Consider the following 25,371-nt stretch of genomic DNA (forward strand, 5'->3'; position numbering starts at 1 on the left):
TAAGGTTTCGGAACGCGGCTCCAGGATGATGGTGCCCGGCACAGTCGGAGGAGGAGTACGTGGCAGGTTCAGGAACACCCCCGGACGGTTCGTCATCGGCAAGCTGGTCGCCTGGTCACGGCCAGGGTCAGGGGCCGCACGACGGGGCGCCGAACCGGTACAACTTCCCCTCCGCACCCAGCCAGCACCGCAGGCCGTATCAGCAACCGCAGCAGCCGGGCCCCCGCCAGAGCCCGTACGAGCAGCCTCACACCCCCAGGATCCAGCCAGTGCAACCACAGCGACGCGCCCCTGAACCGGCGCCCGCGGGGGCTGCGAGCAATCCCCTGGTGCGTCCGTACGCCATGACGGGCGGCCGTACCAGGCCCCGCTACCAGCTCGCCATCGAGGCGCTGGTGCACACCACAGCCCAACCGCATCAGTTGCAGGGCCAGTTGCCCGAGCATCAGCGGATCTGCAATCTGTGCCGAGAGATCAAGTCAGTCGCTGAGATCTCGGCACTTCTCTCCATTCCCCTCGGCGTCGCCCGAATCCTCGTAGCCGACCTGGCGGAGGCCGGACTTGTCGCCATCCATCAGCCGGGCGGCGACGAGACCGCCGGCGGCCAGCCAGACGTGACACTGCTCGAAAGGGTGCTCAGTGGACTTCGCAAGCTCTAGCGGCGGAGCAACAGCCCGCTCCACCACCTCCGCGAAAATCGTGGTGGCGGGCGGCTTCGGCGTGGGCAAGACCACGTTCGTCGGGGCGGTCTCTGAGATCAACCCGCTGCGCACCGAGGCCGTCATGACGTCCGCGTCCGCGGGCATCGACGACCTCACCCACACCGGGGACAAGACGACGACGACCGTCGCCATGGACTTCGGCCGCATCACCCTGGACCAGGACCTGATCCTGTACCTCTTCGGTACGCCCGGTCAGGACCGCTTCTGGTTCATGTGGGACGACCTCGTACGCGGCGCGATCGGCGCCGTGGTCCTGGTCGACACGAGGAGGCTCGCCGACTGCTTCCCCGCCGTCGACTACTTCGAGAACTCGGGCCTGCCCTTCGTCATCGCCCTCAACGGCTTCGACGGCCACCAGCCGTACACCCCCGACGAGGTCCGCGAAGCTCTCCAGATCGGCCCGGACACTCCGATCATCACGACGGACGCGCGGCATCGCGCGGACGCAAAGAGCGGATTGATCACGCTCGTGGAGCACGCGCTCATGGCACGGCTTCGGTAACGGACCCGTACAGGTCCTCCAGTTCGCCCCCACCGGCAGAAGCCGGTGGGGGCGAACTGCTGTGAGGGAACTCCGGGCGGCCGTCGCGTTGCGTTGCACCTTTGGCCAAAACACATACCTGCCGCTGTGATGTTTTCGATGGCACCCTCGCTGGAGGGAGAGGCGGGTTCGCGACCACTCCTGCCTTTCTTCTTTCCCCCTGACGGATCGAGCAGGAAGCGGAGCCCTCACATGAGCCTGTCCCACTCAGGCCGGAGCGTCTCCTTGACCGGCGCCCTGACCGCACGGCGGGCGCGGTCCGCACTGGCCGGGCAGCAGAGCCGCTCCGGCGCACTCCCGGTGGACGACCGCCTGGGAGCGACGGTGGCGGCGGCACGGAAAGGGGACGAGGACGCCTTCCGAATGCTCTACCGGTCCTTGCACCCCCAACTGCTCATGTACGCCGAGGGATTGGTGGGTACGGCGCTCGCCGCAGGTGTCGAGAGCCGAGCCTGGGAGCACATCGCCCGAAATCTGGCCAACTTCCAGGGGGACGGCGGCGACTTCCGCGGCTGGTGCGCTCTGGTGCTCCGCACAGGAGCCCTGGAACATCCGTGCCTCAAGGACCGGCGCCGGCCCGACGGCGACGAGTCCGCGCGGCCCGCCGAGCGGACCCTCTCACTCATCGCGCGGCTGCCGCAGGAGCAGGCCGAGGCGCTGCTCCTGCTCTTCGTGGTGAGACTCGACCTCCGGCAGACGGCCGGCGTGCTCGGCAGACGGGCGAGAACAGTCCGGACCGCGGCACACCGGGGCATGCGCGGACTGGCGAAGCTGCTCGGGGGGACCGCCGTCCCCGAGGTCGCTATCCGGTCAACCGGACCGCAGGGCACCTTCCCCGCGGCGGTACGACAGACACAGGCGCGAGAACGGCCAGCAGGAACCAGGAGAGACCACAGAAGAGAGGAAGGTCATGCCGGTATACAGACGAAGACGCCGGCCGACGCATCGCGTCCGGCCGACGTCTGACCCCCCACCACCGGCCTCGTCAGCCGAACCCGGAGACCTTGAGCTCCGCCCAGACCATCTTGCCGCCGACCGTCGGCTCGACCCCGACGTCGGCCGACAGAGCCGCGACGAGGAACAGCCCACGCCCGCTGACCTGGAACAGGTCCGGGAGCTCGGTGGGCACCACCGGAAACTCGGTGGAGGTGTCCGTCACCTCCAGGCGCACACCCTCAGCGCCCGTACGACGGATGGCGAACTCGAACGACGAGCACGTGCAGTGCCGCACATTGCTGCACAGCTCGGTGGCCACGAAGGCGCAGTCGTCGATCAGCGCCTCCAGGCCCCAACTGCGCAGGCAGGCGCCGACGATCCGACGGATCTGCTCCAGGCAGTGCGGGTCGTACTCCATGCGGACTTCGCAGGATCTGCTGATCACTACGAGCTCCTCCGCGGACATGTTCGGCATTGCCCCTCCGGCACCGCTGTTGGTGTCAACTCAACCGAGAACAAAGGACGTTGGACTCGCATCATGTCGAGGCATCTATCACCTAGGCAAGTATTACGCACCATCCGCATCCCTCAAGGGGAGTGCGGCAAATGACAGTTGTCTGGCCGGAAGGCGAGGGACATCATGTGCGCATGCCGCAAAGTGATATGCCCACCATGCGCAGCCGGCGTCTCGGCGCCGAGCTGCGACGACTCCGGTCGGAAGCCGGCCTAAAGGTCCAGGACGCGGCCGACGCACTGGAGTGTGGGCAGCCAAAGATCAGCCAGATCGAGACAGGCAAACGAGGCATCCGGCAACTCGACCTCACCACCCTGCTCAGCCTGTACGGGGTGAAGGACGATCAGCAGCGGTCGAATCTGAAGCGGCTCGCCAGGGACATCCACAAGGTCGACTGGTGGTCCGGTCAAGGTCCCCTGCTCAGCGGTGACCTGCGCGACTACCTCACGCTGGAAGCCGACTCCTCGCTCATCCGCTCTTACGAGCCGATGGTGCTTCCGGGCCTGCTCCAAACAGAGGCATACATGCGGGAGATATTCACCGCGGGAGCCGAAGCGGATCGCGTCGAAACCCTTGTGGAGACGCGTATGAGACGCAAAGATCTGCTCCACGGGAACAGCGACTTCCGGCTGCGCGTCATCATCGATGCCCCGGCATTGCATCGCATTCCTGGTCCCACTGAATTGATCCGTCAACAATTTCAGCACCTGATCGAAGTGGGAAATCAGGTCAATGTCGCTGTTCAGATCCTCCCACTGAACATCACATTGCCGCTCGCGCAGTACGCTCCGTACACGGTCTTCACCCTGCACGGAGAACCCCCCATAGAGGTGACCTGGTTGGAACACATGACCGGGGGAACATTGCTGGAGCAGCGGCCTGACGTCCAGGTTTACACCAAAGCCTGGGACGATCTGACGGCCGCCGCCCTCTCTCCCGCCGAGTCTCGCCAGTACATCCTTGACCACATGAAAGGAGAAAGCGGGTCGTGATGTCTCTTACATCTACGGCCAGTCCCGCGTTCACAGATACAGAAGACGAATCAGTGAAAGCGAACTGGCACAAGAGCACCTACAGCGGTGCCTCGAACGGCTGCATCGAGCATACGAAGCTTTCGGCCGATCAGCGGGCGATTCGTGACACGAAGAATCGGGAGTTCGGAACACTCGTCTTCGACTCCACCGCGTGGCGCGCATTCATCGATGGAATCAACTCCGGGATTCTGCAGATATGAGCACGGACACTGCGAGCGGCACACGCCTCACACAGCGGGAAAAGGCGCTGCTCTACACGCTCGACATCTCTCGCGCCCAGTGGACCAGCACTCCGGGGAGCCCCGTCGAAGGCCCTGTGGAGATCGCCCAGCTGGAGAACGGCGCGGTGGCCCTGCGCAATCCCGCGGACCCCCGCGGCCTCGTCCTGCGCTTCACCGCGGAGGAGTGGTACGCGTTCAAACTCGGGGTGCTTGACGGAGAGTTCGACTGACCTGGCGGGCAAACGCCGAAGGACCCCGCGCCGGGGCGGGGTCCTTCGGGGTGCCGTTCGGCCTTGCCGGCTGCTTCAGGGCGCCGGTCAGCCCTGCCAGCTGTGCGGGGCGCGGAAGCCGGGCGAGCGCTCCAGGCGGCGCCAGCCTGCCTTGTCGCGGCCCCGGCGGGGCGCGGGTGCCTGTGCGGTGGCGGCGGCGCGGGCCAGCAGGATCGCGGTGATGGCGGCGACCTCTTCGGGCTCGGCGTGGCCCTTCTCGACGCGAATGTCGGGGGTAGTCATGTGCAGCGTTCTCCTTGTGGGCTACTGCAGGAATTAACTGCGTCGTCAGGGGGAATTACTGCGGAGGGTTGCCGTGCTTGCGCGACGGCAGATCCGCGTGCTTGTTGCGGAGCATCGCGAGGGAGCTGATCAGCACCTCACGCGTGGCGGCGGGGTCGATCACGTCGTCGACCAGGCCTCGCTCGGCGGCGTAGTAGGGGTGCATCAGCTCGGCCTTGTACTCCTTGACCATCTTCTGACGCATGGCCTCGGGGTCCTCGGCGGCCGCGATCTGGCGCCGGAAGATGACGTTGGCGGCACCCTCGGCGCCCATCACCGCGATCTCGTTCGTGGGCCAGGCGTAGGTGAGGTCGGCGCCGATGGACTGGCTGTCCATGACGATGTACGCACCTCCGTACGCCTTGCGCAGGATCAGCGAGATACGCGGCACCGTGGCGTTGCAGTACGCGTAGAGCAGCTTGGCGCCGTGCCTGATGATCCCGCCGTGCTCCTGGTCCACGCCCGGCAGGAAGCCGGGCACGTCGAGCAGCGTCACGATCGGGATGTTGAAAGCGTCGCACATCTGGACGAAGCGGGCAGCCTTCTCGGAGGCCTCGATGTCCAGGACCCCGGCAAGGGACTGCGGCTGGTTGGCGACGATGCCCACCACCTTGCCGTCCAGACGGGCCAGGGCGCAGATGATGTTGCGGGCCCAGCGCTCGTGGACCTCGAGGTAGTCGCCGTCGTCGACGAGCTCCTCGATGACCTTGGTCATGTCGTACGGACGGTTGCCGTCCGCGGGGACCAGGTCGAGCAGGACGTCCGAGCGGCGGTCCGCCGGGTCGTCCGACTCGTGGGTGGGCGGGTTCTCGCGGTTGTTCGAGGGGAGCATCGCGATGAGGTAGCGGACCTCGGCGAGGCAGGTCTCCTCGTCGTCGTACGCGAAGTGGCAGACGCCCGACGTCTCGGCGTGCACGTCGGCGCCGCCCAGACCGTTCTGCGTGATCTCCTCGCCGGTCACCGCACGCACCACGTCGGGTCCGGTGATGAACATCTGCGAGGTCTCGCGGACCATGAACACGAAGTCCGTCAGGGCGGGCGAGTAGGCGGCGCCGCCCGCGCACGGGCCCAGCATGACGCTGATCTGCGGGATGACGCCGGAAGCCTTGGTGTTGCGCTGGAAGATGCCGCCGTACCCGGCGAGCGCGGAGACGCCCTCCTGGATACGGGCGCCGGCGCCGTCGTTCAACGACACCAGCGGCGCACCGGCCGCGATGGCCATGTCCATGATCTTGTGGATCTTCGTGGCGTGCGCCTCACCGAGCGCGCCGCCGAAGATGCGGAAGTCGTGGGCGTAGACGAAGACCGTGCGCCCCTCGACCGTGCCCCAGCCGGTGATGACACCGTCGGTGTAGGGCTTCTTGGCCTCAAGGCCGAACCCGGTCGCCCGGTGCCGACGCAGCTGCTCGACCTCCTGGAACGAACCCGCGTCCAGAAGCAGCTCGATCCGCTCGCGGGCGGTCAGCTTGCCCTTGGCGTGCTGGGCCTTCGTCGCCTTCTCGCTCGGGCCGCGCAGAGCCTCGGCACGAATCGCGTGCAGCTCGGCCACGCGCCCACGCGCGTCGGTGGGCTCGCCCTCGGGAGAAGCGGTGTCGTCCAAAACGGTCATGTAGTGACCATACGAAGTGGGCCTACAGAAACGGACCGTCGACTATGAACAGTCTCCGGCCCGTTTTCCTGGCACCCCTGAACAGAAGGTCACGCCAGTGCGCCCGAAGTGACTGCTCAGAGCCCTGTTCGGCTGTAGGGACTCCACAAAAGGCTACGTGAGATCCACCTCACATCGACCCGCCCGACGGGGCCGGATGCACGGCAGTCCGAAAACCGTGGGCCCGGAAGCCGGGAAGCGGCGGACCCACAGTACGGGCGCTATTGTCGAACTCGGTGTGTGATCACCTGAACACGCTTCGCATTAGGTTGAATGTTGAACCGAATGGCGCTAGGGTCAATCTCGTTGAACGTTCAACAGACAGAACCTCGTAGTTCGTAGCTCTCAGCTCGCCCTCAAGGAGCAGTCATGGGTCTCTTCGGCCGCAAGAACGAAACCGCCACGTCCTCCGCCACGTCCCCCGAAGCCGCCGCCACGGCGTCCGCTCCGGTCAACCCCGACCTGGCCGCCCTGACCGGCGAGTACACGATCGACCCCGCGCACACGTCGATCGGCTTCGTCGCACGCCACGCCATGGTCACCAACGTCAAGGGCTCCTTCACCGACGTCGCCGGCACGCTGCACCTGGACGGCACCGACCCGTCCGGCTCGACGGCTTCCATCGACGTGAAGATGGAGAGCATCGACACCGGCAGCGCGGACCGTGACGGTCACCTGAAGAGCGCGGACTTCTTCAAGATCGACGAGTTCCCGGAGATGACGTTCCGGTCCACGAAGGCGGAGGCGCTGGGTGGCGACGACTACCGCATCACCGGTGACCTGACGATCCTCGACACCACCAAGCCGCTCTCCATCGACCTCGAGTTCAACGGCTCGGCCACGGACCCCTTCGGGAACGAGCGGGTCGGCTTCGAGGGCAAGGCGGAGATTCTCCGCTCCGAGTGGGGCCTCACCTGGAACGCCGCGCTTGAGACGGGCGGAGTGCTCGTCTCCGACAAGATCAAGCTGAGCTTCGACATCTCCGCGATCAAGTCTGGCTCCTGAGGTCGGTCGGCTCCTGAGGTCGGCTGGCCCTGAGCCTCGGGCGTTCCGTGCCGCCGCTTCGGGGCGGATGCGTTCACCCAGGCGACGGGCTTGTCCGAGATCTCCGTGCCGCCGACCGTCCAGTCGAGCAGGTTCTTGAACGAGCCGGGCAGAGTTCTCTCGTACTCCGGCGTGCAGACCAGGATCGCCGCCGCCTCGTCGATCGCCGCACGCAGCTCCGCCACCGACGGCGGCAGGGGGTCCGTGTCGTCGTCGCCACGTCGAGCAACGGTGAGTACACCCGGTCGGACCTCGCCCTCGCCGCCGAGCGCCGGGCAGAGGCGCCTTGCCCTAGAGCGCGGTCCAGCTTCTAGCCTCGCGCTCATGAACACACGGCAAGAGCAACAGCGCGGGGTCGGCAGCGGGTTCGGGGCGCTGAGCACAGCGGACGACGTACTCGACGGGATCGATCTCTCGGGCAGGACGGCGCTGGTCACCGGCGGCTACTCGGGTCTCGGCCTGGAGATCACCCGGGCGCTCGCCCGGGCGGGCGCGCACGTCATCGTCCCCGCGCGCAGGCCGGGCGCGGCGGAGGAAGCGCTGCGGGGCATGGCCCGCGTGGAGGTGCGGGCGCTGGATCTGGCGGACCAGGACAGCGTCAGGCGCTTCGCGGACCACTTCCTCGCGACGACGCACCGCACCCTCGACCTCCTCATCAACAACGCGGGCGTGATGGCCTGCCCCGAGAGCCGCGTCGGCCCGGACGGCGCCTGGGAATCCCACTTCGCGATCAACCACCTGGGCCACTTCGCCCTGGTCAACCGCCTCTACCCGGCGCTGAGTCCGGGCACCGCGCGCGTGGTCTCCGTGGCCTCGTCCGGGCATTTCCTCTCCGACATCCGCTGGGCGGACCCGCACTTCCAGCAGGGCTACGACCGCTGGCTCGCCTACGCCCAGTCCAAGACGGCGAACGCGCTCTTCGCCGTCCACCTCGACTCCCTGAGCACGGCCGAGACCGGCGTTCGGGCCTTCTCCGTACATCCGGGCAGCATCCTGACGCCCCTCCAGCGCCACATCCCCCGCGAGGAGCAGATCGCGCAGGGCTGGATGTCCGCCGACGGCACCCCGGCACGAGGCTTCAAGACCCCCGCGCAGGGCGCGGCCACCGCGGTCTGGGCGGCGACGTCACCGCTTCTCGCCGCCCGTGGCGGCGCGTACTGCCAGGACTGCGACATCGCCGAGCCCGCCACGACCGAGGACATGCTGATCGGCGGCGTCAAACCCTGGGCGACGGACCCGCAGTCCGCTGCCCGCCTCTGGCAACTGTCCGCGGAACTCACGGGGTTGGGCGCCCCGGCATCATGAGGGCATGACCCGGAACCGCCATGAGTGGATCACCGTCGCCGCGTACGAGAACGGCACCGGCACCTTGGCGCCGCTTCGCCCGCCGGGCCTGCATCCGAGTCGGCGCGCGTCCCGGGTGACCGCCCCCTCGCCACCGAAGTGGCGGCACGCGGCGGCGGAACGGCGCGGCTAGGAAACGGCCGTGGAGTCGGCGTGGTCGAGGATCGCCGCCGCGAGCGGGGCCTGTACCACCGGGGGCAGTGCGTGGCCCATGCCCGCGATCTCCACCACGCGCGCGCCGCCGCCGATGACCTGTGCCAGGTGGTACGGATGCGGGGGCGGGAACACCGGCTCGGCCGAGGCGGAGACGACGAGTGTGGGGACCTTCGAGTCGGCCAGTTCGTCGGTGCGGAGCAGGTGGGAGTCGTCGGCCCTGGCATGGGCCGTCGAGGCGACGTGGGTACCGGTGTGCTCGATGATCCGACGCTCCAGATCGCGGAAGTACGGCGCCTCGAAGGGGAGTTGGCCGCCGCTCAGGACACGCCAGTGCTCGACCCGGCGGTCGAGTTCGGCCTCCGGGCCCTTGTCCTCGAACGGGCGCGACCACATCTCCAGGACTTCCGGAGCGATGCCGGGGAGTTCACCGACCGGGACTTCGGTTCCGTCCGGGGCCGCGTACGGGATCTCGCTGAGCGCGCACGTGCCGATCAGCGTGGCACTGAGGACGCGCTCGGGGTGGTCGGCCAGGACCAGCTGGGTCAGCATGCCGCCCAGTGACATGCCCACCAGATGCGCCCGCTCGACACCGAGGCCGTCCAGGACCGCCACGGCGTCCCGCGCCAAGTCGGTGATGGGGTACGGGTGCTGGTCGAAGGTGGAGGTGGAGCGACCCGTGTCCCGGTGGTCGTAGCGGATGACCTGGTACCGGTCGGCAAGCGCGTCGACGAAGGCGTCGGGCCAGCCGAGACCCGAAGCCTGGGCGCCCATGACCAGAAGCAGCGCGGGGGCCTCCGGCGCGCCGATCCGCTCCGTCCACAGGCGGATGCCGGGGGCGACTTCGACGTACTCCTGCTGTCGCGACTGTTGCCGCACGAGTGACCTCCCGAGTCAACCGAACAATGCGAGACGATACGTAGCGTCTCGCATTCTCTCCGTCCCGTCAACCGTCGCCCCGCCGCCTCCTCCGTCTAGAACCCGCCGCCCCCGAAGTCGCCGCCGCCCCCGAAGTCCCCACCGCCGCCGAAGCCGCCGCCGAAGTCCCCGGGGTCGAAGTCCGACCCCGAGTAGTCCCCGCCGTCGTACCCGGACCCGCCCCCGAAGTCCCCGTACCCGGAGCCGTAGTCCGCGCCGTACGCCGGGCTCGCCATCATTCCGCCCAGCATCGTGCCGACCAGGAGGCCCGGCAGGATGCCGCCGCCGAAGTAACCGCCCGCCCAAGGGCCGTACGCCGGGCCCGCCTCCCAGTACGGGCGGCGCTCCCCCGACTCCGTGGCCACCGTGCGCGCCAGTGGTTCCTCGCCGTCTGCCAGGCGTGTCGCGTCCGCCTGGCAGACCGGGACCGTGCGCTCGGCCCCTCCCGGCGGCGCCCACCGCGCGTCCTTCACCGACGGGCCGTGCCGCGGGTCGAAGAAGCAGGGGGCGCGCCGCTCCGGCAGCGGGCGGCCCTCCCGGCGTGCGGCGAGGAGGGCGAGCGAGAAGCGGCCGTCCTCAAGGGACTGGGTGACTGCCCGTACGTCCTCGGGACGCTCCGCAGCCGCCATGAACGACTTCGCCTTCTCGTACGAGTCGAGCGCCCGTTCGTAGTCGGCGCGCATCGCGTCGTCCGCGCCCGCCTCCGCGGGATGGAAGTCGAGGCGGTCCAACTCCTCGCCGTACGCCGTGATGTCCTCGTCCACCACGACCCGCAGCTTCTCAAGCGCCGCCCGCTGCTCGTCGGCCCGCCGCCGCCGGTTGCGGCGGACCACCGCGTACGTCGCCCCGGCACCCGCCACGAGCACCGCACCGACACCGATGAGGGCGCCCACGTTGACGCCGTCGTCGGAACCGGAACCGCCGCCCCACGAGTCGGGTGCCGAGCCGCGGGCGTCCTTCACCGCCTGATCGACGAAGGCGTTCAGCTGGGCCTTGGTGTCGGCCTCGTCCCCGTACGTCGTGACGAGGTTGGAGACGGCGTCGCTGCTCAGCACCTGCTGATCAGCCTTCGCGTCGAAGGCGTCACCGAGCCGGATCCCGTACACACCCGTCACACCGGTCTCGGTGCGCAGCTTCTTGAAGAGGGCCTTCTTCGGGAAGTCCGCGGGCAGCACCGCCACGAAGACCGGCTTGTCGGCGTCCTTGATCTTCTGCGCGAGGGCGTTCGCCTCGGCCCCGGACAGCTGGTCCGACACGGCCGGGTCCACGTACACCGGGCTCTTCTCCCAGGCGTCGGCCACGGCCGGGACGCTCGCGGCCGATACAGCGGCCGTGGCTCCGGGCGCCGCCGTGAACGACACGGCGCCCAGAGCCACGAGAAGCCCGGACAGCGCGACAGTGACTCGCTTGGTCCCATTCCTCATACATCGAAGCTAACCCAGCCGGGCGGCCGACGGCGGCCCGGAGCCGACCCGGTTTCGCCCGGTTTCCTACTCCACGGGCTCGACGCCCGCCCGCAGCAGACCGAACGTGTACGCGTCCTCCAGGGCCTGCCACGACGCCGCGATCACGTTCTCCGCCACCCCCACCGTCGACCACTCCCCGTCACCGTCGCTGGTGGAGATCAGCACCCGGGTCGTGGACGACGTGCCGTGCTTGCCCTCCAGGATGCGGACCTTGTAGTCGACGAGTTCCATCTTGGCGAGCTGGGGGTAGATGCGCTCCAGGCCGACCCGGAGCGAGCGGTCGAGGGCGTTGACCGGGCCGTTGCCCTCCGCCGTGGCGACGATGCGCTCGCCCTTGGCCCACAGTTTCACCGTCGCCTCGTTCGCGTGCGTGCCGTCGGGGCGGTCCTCCACGATGGCCCGCCAGGACTCGACGCGGAAGTAGCGCCGGGCCCGGCCCTCGACCTCCTCGCGGAGCAGCAGTTCGAAGGAGGCGTCGGCGGCCTCGTACGTGTAGCCGCTGAGCTCGCGCTCCTTGACCCGCTCGACGACCCGGCCCACCAGCTCCCGGTCGTCGCCCAGGTCGATCCCGAGCTCCTTGCCCTTGAGCTCGATGGAGGCGCGTCCCGCCATGTCGGAGACCAGCATCCGGATGCGGTTGCCCACCAGGTCCGGGTCGATGTGCTGGTAGAGATCCGGGTCGATCTTGATCGCGGAGGCGTGCAGGCCCGCCTTGTGCGCGAAGGCCGAGACGCCTACGTAGGGCTGGTGCGTGGAGGGCGTGAGGTTGACGACCTCGGCGATGGCGTGCGAGACGCGGGTCATCTCGCTCAGCGAGCCCTCGGGCAGGACCCGCATGCCGTACTTGAGCTCGAGCGCGCCGACCACCGGGAAGAGGTTGGCGTTGCCGACCCGCTCGCCGTAGCCGTTGGCGGTGCACTGCACGTGTGTGGCGCCGGCGTCGACGGCCGCGAGGGTGTTGGCGACCGCGCACCCCGTGTCGTCCTGCGCGTGGATGCCAAGACGCGCGCCGGTGTCGGCGAGCACGGTGCCCACGATCGCCTGGACCTGGGCGGGGAGCATGCCGCCGTTGGTGTCGCACAGGACGACGACGTCGGCGCCCGCCTCGGAGGCGGTGCGGACGACGGACTTCGCGTACGCGGCGTTGGCGCGGTAGCCGTCGAAGAAGTGCTCGCAGTCGACGAAGACCCGACGCCCCTGGTCCACAAGGTAGGAGACGGTGTCCCGCACCATCTCCAGGTTCTCCTCCAGGGTCGTGCGCAGAGCCAGCTCGACGTGTCGGTCATGGGACTTGGCGACGAGCGTGATGACCGGGGCGCCGGACTCAAGCAGGGCGTTGACCTGCGGGTCCGTAGCCGCCGAGCCACCCGCGCGGCGCGTGGCGCCGAAGGCCACGAGCTGGGCGCGCCGGAAGGTGATCTCTTGCTGAGCGCGGGCGAAGAACTCGGTGTCGCGGGGGTTGGCGCCCGGCCAGCCGCCCTCGATGAAGCCCACGCCGAAGTCGTCCAGGTGCCGGGCGATGGTCAGCTTGTCCGCGACGGTCAGGTTGATTCCCTCGCGCTGCGCGCCGTCGCGCAGCGTGGTGTCAAAGACGTGGAACGTATCGTCGGGTGTGCTGGTTTCCGTCATGCTGATCTGGCTCCTGTGTCGGATCTCGGTCTACCGGAATGACCGGCTCCACCGCCCCAATGATCCCTCGCGCTCCGCGTCCGGCTGATGTTGGGCCAGGAAACGAAAAAACCCCTCGTGGGTACGAGAGGTTTGCGCGCGGGTCTGGAGACGACGGTGTCCGCCCGTACATGGTGGTACGAGACGGTCACTGCGGACCGGCGCGCCTGCTGCCAATAATCATGGCGAACGAGAGCACGCTGACACCCTGCCACAGCCCGTACACACCGCGCTGCCCCGTCTCACGATGCGGGCGACGCATCCCACGCGCCGCCCGCATGACGTGCCGCGTGCCTCAGCGCAGGTGACGCACGAAGACGTCCCTCACCCCGTTGGTGTCGCCGGACACCAGATTCGTGGCGTCCGACGAGAACGCGACGGTCCCGGCGTCCGCGCTGAGCGCGTAGTGGGACACGCTGGAGTCGGCGTCGCCGCCGCCCTGCGGCACGTCCACGCGCTGGTTCTTCCCGGTGCGCAGATCGCGTACGTAGAGGGAGCCGTGGCCGGGATCGTCGGCGACGAGACCGGAGGCGCTTGAGCTGAACACGACGCGGCGGCCGTCCGGCGTGATCCGGGCCTCGGTCGAGTTGCCGTCCGTCTGACTGCCCTCGGCGTCGTACACGATCCGCTCGATGGCGTCGGTGCGCAGGTCGATGCGGAAGATGTCGTACTTCTCGTTGGTGTCCCCCGGGACCAGATCGCCCGACCGTGCGGAGAAGACGCCGTACCGCCCGTCCTGGCTCAGCGAGTCGACACCGACCTCGCGGTCGGCGCCCGACGGCGTGAGGTCGAGCCGCCTGCCCTGGCCCGCCTTCACGTCGTAGATGTAGGTGCGGCCGTCGAGACCGGGACGCTGCTGGCCGATCGAGTAGCCGATGTGGCTGCCGTCGGCGCTCACGGTGAACTGCGAGATGAAGTACGAGGAGCTGGCGGACCCCGTGACGATCTCGCTGATCCTCTTGGTGGTCCCCTTCTTACGGTCGCGGACGTACACGCCGGTGTTCATCCCGTCGACGTAGTCGCCGTTCTCCTTGAGCTGCGAGACGAACGTGACGTACCGGCCGTCGGCGCTCGTCCGCGCGGGTGTCGCGCTCTCGCCGGTCACGGGCTTGTCCGCGTCCGAGAGGCTGACGAGCTCGGTCCGCTTCTTCTTGAGGTCCCGCAGGTAGATGCCGCTGTAGTAATGGCCGTCCGCGTCGTACGAGACGGCGGCGAACGTCACGTAGCGGCCGTCGGCGCTGATGGTCGGCCGCTGGCCCACGAAGTCGGTGAACTCGGCGCCGGAGTCCTGCACGCTGACCCGCTCGACCGTGCCGCGCCGCAGGTCACGTACGTACACATCGGGCCAGGTGTCGGTGTCGCCCGGCACGAGGTTCTTCGCCTCCGTCGAGAAGACCACGTACCTCCCGTCGGCGCTGACGTCCGGCAGCTCCGACGCCCCGTCGGTCTGGGTCCCGTCGGCGGCGACGCTGACCCGTTCGGTGCCGGGCGCGGCGTCGGGGGCCGCGGACGCGGCGGGCAGGGTGGCGGCCGTGACCGCGGCGACGAGCGCGGCGGCGGCCAGGGTGGCGCGGAGCCTGGTTCCGGGCGTGGTGCTGTGCTTGGTTCTGGGCGTGGTGCTGTGCTTGGTTCTGGGCGTGGTGCTGCGCATGGTCAAGTCCCCCGTGTCGCCGTGTCGCCGTGGCGTTGAGTGCGTGCAATGTCTGTGATGCGCGGGATGCGCTTACGGTTCCACGGGATGCTCATACGGTTCCGGGGGACACATGATCCCCCGGAGCGCGTCCAACCTAGACGGGGGTGACGCGGTCCTGGGAGCCGGAGGCGAGCGCTCCGTCCAGGAACTCCCTCACATGCGCGAGGATCTGGTCACGGCTCGTGCCGCGCAGGCCGATCGCGACGTGGATGGAGAACCCGTCGAGCAGCGCGCGGAGCCGCGCCGCGAACCGGTCGGGGTCCAGGGCCCCGAACTCGCCCCGCGAGACGCCCTCGGCGAGCAGCGCCACCAGGTCGCGGTGCCAGGCGCTCTCGATGGCGACCTGCCGGTCGCGCTCGTCCTCGTCGGCGTTCAGGGAGCGGTTCCAGACTTCGAGCCAGAGCGTCCAGTGGGGGTCGCCGGGGGCGTCGGGGACGTACAGGTCGACGTACGCGTCGAGCCGCTCGCGCGCCGTGCCCCGCCGTGCGAGCAGCCTGCCGCGCTCGGCGCCGAGAGCGGACTCGCTCCACTCCAGAGTGCGCAGGAGCAGCTCGTCCTTGGTGCGGAAGTAGTAGAGGAGGTGGCCGCTGCTCATGCCGACCTCGCGGCCGAGCGCGGCCATGGTCAGCTTCTCCAGGCCACGCTCGGCGATCATCTCCATGGCCGCGGCAAGGACGTCCTCGCGCGGTGGCGCGTTCTTCCGGCGGGCGGCCTCGGCCACGGGGACTCCTGCGGTGATTCGTCTGACGCCAGATCTACGGGTTCTACGGGATCTACGGGATCTACGGGATCCTCGGCTGCTGCTGGGTGATGCAGTGGATGCCACCACCCCCGGCAAAGATCGTACGGGCGTCGACGAGCGTCACGGTCCGCTCCGGGAAGAGACGGCGGAAGATGCCTGCCGCGATCTCGTCGCGCGGGTCGTCGAAGGCGCACAGGACGACGCCGCCGTTGCAGAGGTAGTGGTTGATGTAGGAGTAGTCGACCCAGCCGTCGTCGTCGGCGAGGACCGTCGGCGCCGGCACCTCCACGATCTGCAGGGTGCGGCCCCTGGCGTCGGTCCGCCCCCGCAGGATCCCGATGATCTCCTTGCTGACCTCGAAGTCCGGGTGGGCGGGGTCCTGCTGCGAGTGGACGAGCACGACACCGGGCGCGGCGAAGGCGGCGACGATGTCCACGTGCCCCCGGGTGCCGAACTGCCCGTAGTCGCCGGTCAGGCCCTTCGGCAGCCAGATCGCCTGCTCCGTGCCGATACGGGCGTGGACCGCCTCCTCGGCCTCCTCGCGGGTCAGCCCCGGATTGCGTCCCGGGTCGAGCTGGACCGTGTCCGTCAGGAGGACCGTGCCCTCGCCGTCGACGTGGATGCCGCCGCCCTCGTTGACCAGGGGCGAGGAGTGGACGGGCACGCCCGCGATGTCGGCCACGTGCCGGGCGATCTTCGCGTCGTGCTCCCAGCGGGCCCAGTCCTGGCCGCCCCAGCCGTTGAACGTCCAGTCCACTGCCGCGAGCCGGTCTCCCTCGCGTACGAAGGTGGGGCCGATGTCACGCATCCACGCGTCGTCCAGATCGCGCTCGACCAGTTCGACGTCCGGCCCGACGAGCGCGCGGGCCGACGCGCTCTGGCCGGTGCCGACGATCATCGTGACGGGTTCGAAGCGGCGTACGGCACGGGCGACGCCCGCCCAGGCGGTCCGCGCGTCGGCAAGCTCGCGCTCGTTCGTGAACGTGGGGTTGGGTCCTGGCCAGGCCATCCAGGTGCGTTCGTGCCGGGCCCACTCGGGGGGCATACGGAAGGTCATGGTGATCCCTACGTAAAGGACTGCGGGAAGGACTGCGGGGAGGGCTGCGGGGAGGGTCAGAGGAAGTAGAGGCGGTTGAGCGATACGGAGTCGGCGGGCTCGGAGCGGACCGGGTCGCCGTCGAGCGTGACGAGGCCGGAGCGCTGGTCGACGTCGATGGAGCCGGTACGGGAGTTGAGGCGCAGGTCGGCGGGCCCGATACCCCGGGTGCCCCGCACGGCGACCCTGCGCCGCCGCGTGGGCATCTGGTCGTTGCCCTGGTCGACGGCGGCCTGTGCGACGAAGGCCACCGAGATGTCGGCGGGCGTCGCGCCGTACGACCCGAACTGCGGCCCGAGGACGAGCGGCTCGCACGTGTCGGTAGCGGCGTTGGGATCACCGACGACCCCGTACGCGGGGAAGCCTGACTTCAGCACCAACTGCGGCTTGGCGCCGAAGAATTCGGGCCTCCAGAGCACGACGTCGGCCATCTTGCCGACCTCGATGGAGCCGACCTCGTGGGCGAGGCCGTGGGCGATGGCGGGGTTGATGGTCAGCTTGGCCATGTAGCGCAGGACGCGCGCGTTGTCGTAGCCGTCGCCGTCGCCGTCCATGGGGCCGAGCTCGGCCTTCATCTTCCCGGCCATGGCGAAGGTCCTGCGTACGGTCTCTCCCGCGCGCCCCATGCCCTGCGCGTCCGACGAGGTGATCCCGATGGCGCCCAGGTCGTGCAGCACGTCCTCCGCGCCCATCGTCCCGGCCCGGATGCGGTCGCGGGCCATCGCCGCGTCACCCGGCAGCTCCGTCTTCAGGTCATGGACCGAGACGATCATCCCGTAGTGCTCGGCGACCGCGTCGCGTCCGAAGGGCAGCGTGGGGTTGGTGGAGGAGCCGATCACATTCGGCACGCCCGCCATCTTCAGGACGTTCGGTACGTGTCCGCCGCCGCACCCCTCGATGTGGAAGGCGTGAATGGTCCGCCCCTCCAGCACCTTCAAGGTGTCCTCCACCGACAGACACTCGTTCAATCCGTCGCTGTGCAGAGCCACTTGGACGTCATGCTCCTCGGCCACCCGCAACGCCGTGTCCAGCGCCCGCGTGTGCGCGCCCATGTCCTCGTGCACCTTGAATCCCGACGCGCCGCCCTCGGCGAGGGCCTCGATCAGCGGGGCGTCGTGCGAGGACGAACCCCGGCCCAGGAAGCCGATGTTGACCGGCCAGGCGTCGAAGGCGTTGAACGCGTGCCGCAGCGCCCAGGGGGAGTTGACGCCGACGCCCCACACGGGCCCGAATTCCTGGCCGATGACCGTCGTGACCCCGGAGGCGAGCGAGGCCTCCATGATGCGCGGCGAGAGCAGATGGACGTGGGTGTCCACGGCTCCGGCGGTGGCGATGAGCCCCTCCCCCGACACGATGGACGTGCCGGTGCCGACCACGACGTCGACCCCGTCGAGGGTGTCGGGGTTGCCTGCCCGCCCGATGGCGTGGATACGGCCTTCCCGGATCCCGATCGACACCTTGCGGATGCCCTGCACCGCGTCGATCACCAGCACATTGCTGATCACGACGTCACAGGTCTCGCGGACGGCGGCGGCCTTCAGATGCAGCCCGTCACGGGCCGTCTTGCCGAACCCGGCGAGGAACTCCTCGCCGTACTTCTGCGCGTCGGACTCCACCCGGACGGTCAGGCCCGAGTCGCCGAGCCGGACGCGGTCGCCCGCGCGGGGTCCGTGCGTGGCCGCGTACGCGTACGGATCGATGCTCATCGGCCGGCTCCTCCCTCTGCTCCTTGCCCAGCTGTTCGGTCGGCTCCCAGATAGCCGCAGGCCACGGCCCTGCGCAGGGCCTCTTCCTTGGCGCCGGGCGCGTCGAGCGGGCCGTCCACCAGACCGGCGAAGCCGATCGCGACGCGCTCACCGCCGATCGGCACGAGCCCGACCTCGACGCTCTCGCCGGGGGCGAAGCGGACGGAGGATCCCGCGGGCACCGCGAGCCGCATGCCGTAGGCGGCACAGCGGTCGAAGTCGAGCCGGGGGTTGGCCTCGAAGAGGTGGAAGTGCGAGGTCACGGAGACGGGGACGGTGGCGGTGTTGTGCACGGTGAGCGTCGCGACCGGCGCGGGCTCCGCGTGCGGCGGCCCGGGAAGCAGCGCTCCCGGAGCCGCACCGCCGAGCCCCACCCCGCCCGCCGCCCCGATCGGCCGCGAGACGACCGCGAGCCGGGACCCGTCGTCGAAGACGGCCTCCACATGCACCTCGGTCACCACGTCCGCCACACCCGGCAGGACGTCGTCGGGGCCCAGGACCGAGCGGGCCCGCTCGATCGCCTCGGCGAGCCTGGCCCCGTCGCGGGCCGCCTCGCACACCGTGTCCGCGATCAGCGCGGTCGCCTCGGGGACGTTGAGTCTGAGGCCGCGCGCCTTGCGGGCCCTGGCCAGCTCGGCGGCCTCGAAGAGCAGCAGCCGGTCGCGTTCCGTGGGGGTAAGCCGCACTCCACCACACCTCCATCATTTGAACGACACTCTAACCATGAGATTGATCCAGCGGAAACATTGACGTAGGAGCATGCCTCAGGTCACATTGAGCGGCACTCAAACAGTCGAACGGCGGCCTGTGTGCGCAGGCGGCCACGATCGAGCGTCAGGGGCACCCTCATGCCGATAGAACAGCGCGGAGTCGACACCATCCCGGACGGGGAACGCACCAGCGGCCCCCGCGATCTCATCTCGATCCTGCTCGGCTCCAACCTCTGCCTCGGGGTGATCGTCTTCGGCTGGCTGCCGGTGTCGTTCGGCCTCGGCTGGTGGGCGTCGATCACCTCGGTGGTGGCGGGCACGGTGCTCGGCACGGCCCTCACCGCACCTCTCGCCCTGGTCTCGCTCCGCACGGGCACGAACCTCTCCACCTCCTCCGGCGCGCAGTTCGGCGTCCGGGGCCGTCTGGTCGGCTCGATCGTCGGACTCCTCCTCTCCCTCGGCTACACCGCGCTGACCGTCTGGATCGGCGGCGACGTGATGGTGGGCGTCCTGCACCGCCTGATCGGGCTCCCGGCGGGCGGCCTCTCGTACGGGATCGTGTACGCGCTTCTCGCCGCCGCGACGGTGACGGGCGCGGTGTACGGATACCGGGTCCTGCTGCGCCTTTCGCGTGTCCTCGCGGTCGGCATGACGGCGCTGCTGATCCTCGGGGTGGTGGCGTACGCCCCCGACTTCACGACGTCGTCGCTGCCTCAGGCGGGCGGCTACCTCCTGGGCTCGTTCTGGCCGACGTGGCTCCTCGCCCTGGTGGCGGCGGGTCTGAGCGGCCCCATCGCGTTCATCACGCTCCTGGGCGACTACACGCGTTACGTCTCCCCCACCCGCCACAGCTCGCGCACGGTCCTTCGGGCGTCGTGGACCGGCCTGCTGGCCGGGCTGCTGGTCCCCCAGCTCTTCGGTACGTTCACGGCGTACGCGGCGGGGGCGGCGCTCGACTACGCGGGTCCGCTGGTCTCGGCGTCCCCCACCTGGTACTTGGTCCCGCTCCTGCTCGCCGCGTCGGCGGGCTCGGTGGGCAACGCGGGCCTGATGCTGTACTCGATGGGCCTCGACCTGGACGCGATCCTGCCGCGGGCATCGCGGGCCCGCGCGACGTACACGGTGGCGGTGGTCGCCACGGGGTGCGTGTTCGTGGGCCACTACGCGTGGCAGGCCCAGGACGCGATGACGTCCTTCGTGCTGCTCCTGACGGCGATCGGCACGCCCTGGGCGGTGATCACCCTGGTCGGCTTCGCGCGCTGCGGGGGCGTCTACGACGCACAGGCGCTCCAGGTCTTCAACCGCCGTTCCCGGGGCGGGATCTACTGGTACCGCGCGGGCTGGAACATCCCGGCGACGGTGAGCTGGGCCCTTGGCGCGGTGGTCGGACTTGCCGCGGTCTCCCTCCCCTCCTACGAGGGGCCGCTGCTCTCCCTCACCGGCGGGGTGGACTGCAGTTTCCTGCTCTCGGGCGTGGTGGGCGGGCTGACGTACGTGATCCTGGAACGCAGGCAGGCGCCCGAACCCGCGGCGGTCAGCGTGCCGACGCCGTGATCAGCTCATGCAGATAGCGCTTGACGATGACACCGCCGTACGTGCCTTCGATCAACGCCCGTACGCACCCGAGCAGTCCATCCCGCGTCGGGTCGTCGAGAGCGCGGTGCCCCGAGTAGGTGCGCAGGACGTCGATGTACTGATCGGCGGTGTAGGTGATGTCCCGCGCGAAGCGCCGCACGGTGACCGGCCCGAGGCCGTCCGCCCGATCCAGCTCCCCCGTGTCGCTGTGGACGGCGCTCTCCGCGGGCAGCCGCAGACCAGGCTCGGTGGCGTCGGGGTCCCACCGCTCGTAGCACCCTTGCACTTCGACCCAGAACTCCGCGCTCCCCCCGGCGACATGCTCGGTGGTGACGACCGCGAGTGTCCCGCCGGGCCGCAGAGCCTCCCGCATCCTGGGCACCCGCACGGCGGGGTCGAGCCAGTGAAAGGCGGTCGCGCAGACGACCAGGTCGTACGGTTTCGGGGGCAACGCCCATGCTTCGAACTCGGCCACTTCCACGTGGGCCCGGGGATACGGGGCGAGGTTGCGGCGGGCCACGGCAGCCAGGGCGGGGCCCAGTTCTACGCCGGTGAGGGTGCTGCCGGTCCGCGCCAGGGGCACGGTCAACTGCCCGGTACCGGGAGCGATCTCAAGCACCCGGCTGCCCCTGCCCAGGCCCGCCTGACCGGCCAGCTCCTCGACCAACCCGGCGGGATACCGGGGCCGGGCCCGCTCATACAACTCGGCATCCCCGTCAAAGATCCCACGCAACATCACCCCACTGTCCCACCGCGGGTCTCTCCCACCCACCGGGGACAGCGCGAAGGCCGGGCCCGGAAGGTCGCTTCCGGGCCCGGCCCTCACCCACGTACGCGGCTAAGCCCTCAGCCGAGATCATGCATCCAGCCGTGCCGGTCCTTCGCCGTGCCGCGCTGCACGTCGAGCAGCGCCTCGCGCAGCTTCATCGTGACCGGACCCGGCTCGCCGCCGCTCTGGGTCCATTCACCCGAACGGCACTTGACCGTACCCACGGGAGTGATCACGGCCGCGGTGCCGCACGCGAAGACCTCCGTCAGCGTGCCGTCGGACGTGTCCGCCTGCCACTGGTCGATCGAGACCCGCGACTCCTCCGAGGAGTAACCCAGGTCGCGGGCGACCGTGAGCAGCGAGTCACGGGTGATTCCGGCGAGCAGCGAGCCCGTCAGGGTCGGCGTCACGATCTTGTCCCCGTACACGAAGTACAGGTTCATCCCGCCGAGCTCCTCGACCCACTTGTGCTCCACGGCGTCCAGGTACGCCACCTGGTCGCAGCCCTTCGCCGCGGCCTCGGCCTGCGCGAGCAGGGACGCCGCGTAGTTGCCGCCGGTCTTGGCGTCGCCCACGCCACCCGGGACCGCCCGCACGCGGTCCTCCGAGAGCCAGATCGAGACGGGCTTGACGCCACCGGGGAAGTACGCGCCCGCGGGCGAGGCGATGACGATGAAGAGGTACTCGTTGGCCGGCTTCACACCGAGACCGACCTCACTGGCGATCATGAACGGACGCAGGTAGAGCGACTCCTCGCCACCGTGCTCCGGCACCCACGCCTTGTCCGCCTTCACAAGGGCATCGCACGCCTCGATGAACGTCTCGACCGGCAGCTCCGGCATCGCGAGCCGCCGCGCCGACCGCTGGAAGCGCTCCGCGTTGGCCTCGGGACGGAAGGAGGCGACCGAGCCGTCGGGGCGGCGGTAGGCCTTGAGGCCCTCGAAGATCTCCTGCGCGTAGTGCAGGACATTGGTCGCCGGGTCGAGCGAGAGCGGGCCGTACGGCGTGAGCTGTCCGTCGTGCCAGCCCCGGCCCTCGGTCCACTTGATCGTCACCATGTGATCGGTGAAGTGGCGACCGAACCCGGGATTGGCCAGGATCGCCTCGCGCTCCGCCCTGGACAGCGGGCTCGAGGTGGGCTTGAGCTCGATCGTGGTTGTCGGCGTCGTCGTCATGAGTGGTAGTCCTTCACGGTGTGATGGTGACGGACCGCGCTCACGCCCGTACGTCGCGTACTAGGACGTCCGAGTAACCCTGCATTCCGCGGTCCCACGTTCGATTATCGCTCGCGTGGCTCCGAGGACGAAACAGCGTGAATGCGGCCCAGGGGTCGATGGTGGCACCCGGAGCCGCATAGGAGAAGCCGCCGGGTCGTGAACCGGACCCGGCGGCTGCTGTGATTTCAGTGAGCGACCGGGTCAGCCCGCTACTCGTACGGCGAGCGCGTCGCCGATCTCTTCGGTGCTGCGGACCGTGTCGCCGCGCTCCGCGAGGTCGGCGGAGACGGCGGCCTCGATGCGCCCCGCCTCGTCCTCGTAGCCGAGGTGACGCAGGAGCAGCGCGACGGACAGGACGGTGGCCGACGGGTCGGCCTTGCCCTGGCCCGCGATGTCCGGCGCCGAGCCGTGCACGGGCTCGAACATGGACGGGAACTCGCGGCTCGGGTTGATGTTCCCGGAGGCCGCGACGCCGATGCCGCCGGAGACGGCCGCGGCGAGGTCGGTGATGATGTCGCCGAAGAGGTTGTCGGTGACGATCACGTCGAACCGCGCGGGGTCGGTGACGAGGAAGATCGTCGCCGCGTCCACGTGGAGGTAGTCGGTGGTGACGTCGGGGAACTCCTTCGCCACCTTGTTGAAGACGTTCGTCCAGAGGTGACCGGCGTACGCGAGGACGTTGTTCTTGTGGACCAGCGTCAGCTTCTTGCGCGGGCGGGCCTGGGCGCGGGCGAAGGCGTCACGGACCACGCGCTCCACACCGAAGGCGGTGTTGACGGAGACCTCGGTGGCGATCTCGTGCGGGGTGCCCTGGCGGATGGTGCCGCCGTTGCCCGTGTAGGGGCCCTCGGTTCCTTCGCGTACGACGATGAAGTCGATCTCGGGCTGACCCTTGAGCGGGGTCGCGACACCCGGGAGCAGCTTCGAGGGGCGCAGGTTGACGTGGTGGTCGAAGAGGAAGCGGAGCTTCAGCAGGAAGCCGCGCTCCAGGACGCCGGACGGGACCGAGGGGTCGCCGATCGCGCCGAGGAGGATCGCCTCGTGCTGCTTGAGGGCATCGACGTCGGCGTCGGTGAGGGTCTCACCGGAAGCGTGGTAGCGCTTGGCGCCGAAGTCGAACTCCTTGGTCTCCAGCTTCACATCCTGCGGGAGGACGGCATTGAGGACCTTGAGCCCCTGGGCCACGACTTCCGGGCCGATTCCATCACCGGGGATCACTGCGAGATTGAGGATGCGAGAGCTTGCCGACATGCGAGAAGCCTACGCCTCGTCCCACGGGATGACACACGCAGTCCGGCATGCGGACACTCCTGGTCACGCCGCCGACCACGCCGTTGCCCGCACCGCTGCCCGCGCCGTGCACAGGCAACCGCATGGACACCCGCTCTTCACCCTCAGGCCTGGTGGGAGTTGAGGGTCACTGGGAAGTTCCCTTTCATGGACACCCCCGATGTCGGCATACCGGAGCGGCTCGCGGCCGCGATGAGCATGCCGGAGCAGCACGCGTACCTGCGCGAGAAGCTCTCGCGCCGCAAGGTCCTCGCCAGTTCGTTCGCCACCGCGGGCACGGTCGGCGGCATCGGCCTGCTCGCCGGATGTTCGGGCAGCGCGCACGGCGGGGGCAGGTCGGCGTCGCGTCCGCTCGCCGCGTCGTCCGCGCCCGTCAAGGTCGACGGGAGACTCGTGGCGCCCTTCGCCCGGCATCTCGCCTTCGGGGCCGACCCGAAGACGCAGATGCGGGTCTCCTGGCAGGTGCCGCTCGCGGTCAAGGCCCCTTATCTGCGCGTGGGCCTGAAGCCCTGGGAGCTGAGCCGGAAGATCGAGGCCGAGGTCCGTGATCTGCGCACGCCGTCCCTGTCGAAGAAGCTGCCCGCCGTCGAGCAGTACTACCTGCACGCGGCGCTCGACGGGCTCAGGCCCGGCACGACGTACTACTACGGCGTCGGCCACGAGGGCTTCGACCCGGCGTCGCCCGAGCGCCTCGCGACGATCGGCTCCTTCCGCACGGCACCGGCGCAGGCGGAGAACTTCGTCTTCACGGCCTTCGGCGACCAGGGCGTGAGCTACCACGCGCTCGCCAACGACCAGCTGATCCTGGGCCAGAACCCGTCCTTCCACCTGCACGCGGGTGACATCTGCTACGCCGACACCACCGGGCACGGCGAGGAGTCCGACACGTACGACGCGCGCGTGTGGGACACCTTCCTCGCGCAGACGGAGTCGGTGGCGAAGTCGGTCCCGTGGATGGTGACGACCGGCAACCACGACATGGAGGCGTGGTACTCGCCCAACGGCTACGGCGGCCAGTCCGCCCGCTGGTCACTCCCCGAGAGCGGCTTCGACCCGAAGAACGCGCCCGGCGTCTACTCCTTCGCGTACGGCAATGTCGGCGTCGTCGCGCTCGACGCGAACGACGTCTCGTACGAGATCCCCGCCAACAAGGGCTACACGGACGGCAGGCAGAGCGCCTGGCTGGACAAGCGCCTGGGCGAGCTGCGGGCGGACGACTCCATCGACTTCATCGTCGTCTTCTTCCACCACTGCATGTACTCGACGGCGAGGCACGCCTCGGACGGCGGGGTGCGCGACGCGTGGCTCGAACTGTTCACCAAGCACCAGGTGGACCTGGTCGTCAACGGACACAACCACGTCTACGAACGGACCGACGCCGTCAAGGGCGGCGAGGTCGGCAAGCCCGTGCCGGTCGGCGCGTCGACCGATCCGACGCGCGACGGCATCGTGTACGTCACCGCGGGCGGCGCGGGCAAGGACCTCTACGACTTCCCGGCGGGCGTGCGCGACAGCTACGAGGGAAACGTCGACGACCGCGATGCGATCGAGTCGTTCCACTGGACGAAGTCGCGCCGACCCCAACCGGACACGGTGGAGTGGTCACGGGTGCGGTACACCGGCTTCTCGTTCCTCCGGGTGGAGGTGACGGCCGGCGCGCACCCGAAGCTGACGGTCACCGCGCTCGCGGAGAGCGGGGAACGCGTGGACCACTTCGACGTGGTGCGCGGCAAGTAGGGACAACCGCGGTCAGAAGCGGGGACCGGGGAAGCGC

The 25,371-nt window shown here is 69.4% G+C and carries 25 protein-coding genes and 1 pseudogene; 11 read left to right on the plus strand and 15 right to left on the minus strand.

Translation table 11 applies throughout. The annotated features are described in order from the left end of the window. Positions 1-59: 59 nt before the first annotated feature. From ACFVXC_RS25670 to ACFVXC_RS25680, 3 genes are all read left to right on the plus strand, one after another. On the plus strand, positions 60-659 hold the full coding sequence (locus ACFVXC_RS25670; protein ID WP_389909085.1) for a DUF742 domain-containing protein: 600 nt from the start codon (positions 60-62) through the stop codon (positions 657-659). Then, positions 640-1,224, plus strand: a complete 585-nt coding sequence (locus ACFVXC_RS25675; RefSeq protein WP_190084708.1) for an ATP/GTP-binding protein — start codon at positions 640-642, stop codon at positions 1,222-1,224. Before ACFVXC_RS25670 ends, ACFVXC_RS25675 begins: the two co-directional genes overlap by 20 nt. A 231-nt stretch (positions 1,225-1,455) precedes the next feature. After that, on the plus strand, positions 1,456-2,229 hold the full coding sequence (locus ACFVXC_RS25680; protein ID WP_389909088.1) for an RNA polymerase sigma factor: 774 nt from the start codon (positions 1,456-1,458) through the stop codon (positions 2,227-2,229). A 19-nt stretch (positions 2,230-2,248) separates the two neighbouring features. On the opposite strand, the gene ACFVXC_RS25685 is transcribed toward ACFVXC_RS25680, so the two are convergent. Next, positions 2,249-2,644 (minus strand): ATP-binding protein, encoded by a 396-nt coding sequence (locus tag ACFVXC_RS25685; protein WP_389909091.1) that lies wholly within the window; start codon positions 2,642-2,644, stop codon positions 2,249-2,251. A 203-nt stretch (positions 2,645-2,847) separates the two neighbouring features. Here ACFVXC_RS25685 and ACFVXC_RS25690 point away from each other — a divergent pair, with 203 nt between their 5' ends. The 3 genes from ACFVXC_RS25690 to ACFVXC_RS25700 are packed head-to-tail and all read left to right on the plus strand — an operon-like array spanning position 2,848 to position 4,198. Beyond that, complete coding sequence (locus ACFVXC_RS25690) at positions 2,848-3,705, plus strand: helix-turn-helix domain-containing protein (RefSeq protein ID WP_389909388.1); 858 nt, start codon at positions 2,848-2,850, stop codon at positions 3,703-3,705. Between the two features lie 53 nt (positions 3,706-3,758). Beyond that, on the plus strand, positions 3,759-3,947 hold the full coding sequence (locus tag ACFVXC_RS25695; RefSeq protein WP_389909093.1) for a DUF397 domain-containing protein: 189 nt from the start codon (positions 3,759-3,761) through the stop codon (positions 3,945-3,947). Next, a complete protein-coding gene (locus ACFVXC_RS25700) occupies positions 3,944-4,198 on the plus strand; it encodes a DUF397 domain-containing protein (protein ID WP_389909096.1) in 255 nt (84 codons plus the stop codon). The genes ACFVXC_RS25695 and ACFVXC_RS25700 overlap by 4 nt, the downstream gene beginning before the upstream one ends. An 87-nt stretch (positions 4,199-4,285) precedes the next feature. Here ACFVXC_RS25700 and ACFVXC_RS25705 read toward each other — a convergent pair whose 3' ends face one another. Together ACFVXC_RS25705 and ACFVXC_RS25710 are read right to left on the minus strand one after the other, a co-directional pair. Continuing rightward, positions 4,286-4,480 carry an acyl-CoA carboxylase subunit epsilon gene (locus ACFVXC_RS25705; RefSeq protein ID WP_389909098.1) on the minus strand — a complete coding sequence of 65 codons (195 nt, stop codon included), beginning with the start codon at positions 4,478-4,480 and terminating at the stop codon, positions 4,286-4,288. A gap of 55 nt (positions 4,481-4,535) precedes the next feature. Further along, positions 4,536-6,128, minus strand: a complete 1,593-nt coding sequence (locus ACFVXC_RS25710) for an acyl-CoA carboxylase subunit beta (protein ID WP_383283742.1) — start codon at positions 6,126-6,128, stop codon at positions 4,536-4,538. Positions 6,129-6,536: 408 nt separating this feature from the next. Here ACFVXC_RS25710 and ACFVXC_RS25715 point away from each other — a divergent pair, with 408 nt between their 5' ends. Then, positions 6,537-7,172, plus strand: a complete 636-nt coding sequence (locus tag ACFVXC_RS25715; protein WP_389909101.1) for a YceI family protein — start codon at positions 6,537-6,539, stop codon at positions 7,170-7,172. 56 nt (positions 7,173-7,228) lie between these two features. Here ACFVXC_RS25715 and ACFVXC_RS25720 read toward each other — a convergent pair. Continuing rightward, positions 7,229-7,537: pseudogene (locus ACFVXC_RS25720) on the minus strand (NADPH-dependent FMN reductase); the annotation flags it as partial. Here ACFVXC_RS25720 and ACFVXC_RS25725 point away from each other — a divergent pair. Together ACFVXC_RS25725 and ACFVXC_RS25730 are read left to right on the plus strand one after the other, a co-directional pair. After that, entirely contained in the window at positions 7,536-8,516 is a 981-nt protein-coding gene (locus tag ACFVXC_RS25725; RefSeq protein WP_389909104.1) for an SDR family NAD(P)-dependent oxidoreductase, read from the plus strand. The pseudogene ACFVXC_RS25720 and the gene ACFVXC_RS25725 overlap by 2 nt on opposite strands. Positions 8,517-8,520: 4 nt before the next feature. Beyond that, positions 8,521-8,688 (plus strand): hypothetical protein, encoded by a 168-nt coding sequence (locus ACFVXC_RS25730; RefSeq protein WP_389909106.1) that lies wholly within the window; start codon positions 8,521-8,523, stop codon positions 8,686-8,688. Here the strand turns inward: ACFVXC_RS25730 and ACFVXC_RS25735 are convergent. The 8 genes from ACFVXC_RS25735 to ureA form a co-directional block, all read right to left on the minus strand. After that, positions 8,685-9,587, minus strand: a complete 903-nt coding sequence (locus tag ACFVXC_RS25735) for an alpha/beta fold hydrolase (protein WP_389909109.1) — start codon at positions 9,585-9,587, stop codon at positions 8,685-8,687. The two genes, ACFVXC_RS25730 and ACFVXC_RS25735, sit on opposite strands and share 4 nt — an antisense overlap. A 95-nt stretch (positions 9,588-9,682) precedes the next feature. Then, complete coding sequence (locus ACFVXC_RS25740) at positions 9,683-11,050, minus strand: hypothetical protein (protein ID WP_389909111.1); 1,368 nt, start codon at positions 11,048-11,050, stop codon at positions 9,683-9,685. Between the two features lie 66 nt (positions 11,051-11,116). Continuing rightward, positions 11,117-12,721: a citramalate synthase gene (gene cimA / locus ACFVXC_RS25745; RefSeq protein WP_389909114.1), complete on the minus strand. Its 1,605-nt coding sequence runs from the start codon at positions 12,719-12,721 to the stop codon at positions 11,117-11,119. Positions 12,722-13,055: 334 nt separating this feature from the next. Beyond that, positions 13,056-14,411: a TolB family protein gene (locus tag ACFVXC_RS25750; RefSeq protein ID WP_389909116.1), complete on the minus strand. Its 1,356-nt coding sequence runs from the start codon at positions 14,409-14,411 to the stop codon at positions 13,056-13,058. A gap of 136 nt (positions 14,412-14,547) precedes the next feature. Further along, complete coding sequence (locus tag ACFVXC_RS25755) at positions 14,548-15,114, minus strand: TetR/AcrR family transcriptional regulator (RefSeq protein ID WP_389909391.1); 567 nt, start codon at positions 15,112-15,114, stop codon at positions 14,548-14,550. Positions 15,115-15,235: 121 nt separating this feature from the next. Further along, on the minus strand, positions 15,236-16,252 hold the full coding sequence (locus ACFVXC_RS25760) for an agmatine/peptidylarginine deiminase (protein WP_389909119.1): 1,017 nt from the start codon (positions 16,250-16,252) through the stop codon (positions 15,236-15,238). 56 nt (positions 16,253-16,308) lie between these two features. Next, complete coding sequence (locus ACFVXC_RS25765; RefSeq protein ID WP_389909122.1) at positions 16,309-17,997, minus strand: urease subunit alpha; 1,689 nt, start codon at positions 17,995-17,997, stop codon at positions 16,309-16,311. After that, positions 17,994-18,722 carry an urease subunit gamma gene (ureA, locus tag ACFVXC_RS25770; RefSeq protein WP_389909125.1) on the minus strand — a complete coding sequence of 243 codons (729 nt, stop codon included), beginning with the start codon at positions 18,720-18,722 and terminating at the stop codon, positions 17,994-17,996. The genes ACFVXC_RS25765 and ureA overlap by 4 nt, the downstream gene beginning before the upstream one ends. Before the next feature lie 162 nt (positions 18,723-18,884). Between ureA and ACFVXC_RS25775 the strand changes: the two genes are divergently transcribed. After that, a complete protein-coding gene (locus tag ACFVXC_RS25775; protein WP_389909127.1) occupies positions 18,885-20,300 on the plus strand; it encodes a cytosine permease in 1,416 nt (471 codons plus the stop codon). Here ACFVXC_RS25775 and ACFVXC_RS25780 read toward each other — a convergent pair. The 3 genes from ACFVXC_RS25780 to ACFVXC_RS25790 form a co-directional block, all read right to left on the minus strand. Next, on the minus strand, positions 20,281-21,057 hold the full coding sequence (locus tag ACFVXC_RS25780) for a class I SAM-dependent methyltransferase (RefSeq protein WP_389909129.1): 777 nt from the start codon (positions 21,055-21,057) through the stop codon (positions 20,281-20,283). The two genes, ACFVXC_RS25775 and ACFVXC_RS25780, sit on opposite strands and share 20 nt — an antisense overlap. A gap of 110 nt (positions 21,058-21,167) precedes the next feature. Further along, positions 21,168-22,265 carry a branched-chain amino acid aminotransferase gene (locus tag ACFVXC_RS25785; protein ID WP_389909132.1) on the minus strand — a complete coding sequence of 366 codons (1,098 nt, stop codon included), beginning with the start codon at positions 22,263-22,265 and terminating at the stop codon, positions 21,168-21,170. A gap of 243 nt (positions 22,266-22,508) precedes the next feature. Beyond that, on the minus strand, positions 22,509-23,558 hold the full coding sequence (locus ACFVXC_RS25790; RefSeq protein ID WP_389909135.1) for a 3-isopropylmalate dehydrogenase: 1,050 nt from the start codon (positions 23,556-23,558) through the stop codon (positions 22,509-22,511). Positions 23,559-23,744: 186 nt separating this feature from the next. Here ACFVXC_RS25790 and ACFVXC_RS25795 point away from each other — a divergent pair, with 186 nt between their 5' ends. Next, positions 23,745-25,334: a fibronectin type III domain-containing protein gene (locus ACFVXC_RS25795; RefSeq protein ID WP_389909137.1), complete on the plus strand. Its 1,590-nt coding sequence runs from the start codon at positions 23,745-23,747 to the stop codon at positions 25,332-25,334. Positions 25,335-25,371: the final 37 nt, after the last annotated feature.

This window comes from Streptomyces sp. NPDC058257 (assembly GCF_042881845.1).
Classification (GTDB): domain Bacteria; phylum Actinomycetota; class Actinomycetes; order Streptomycetales; family Streptomycetaceae; genus Streptomyces.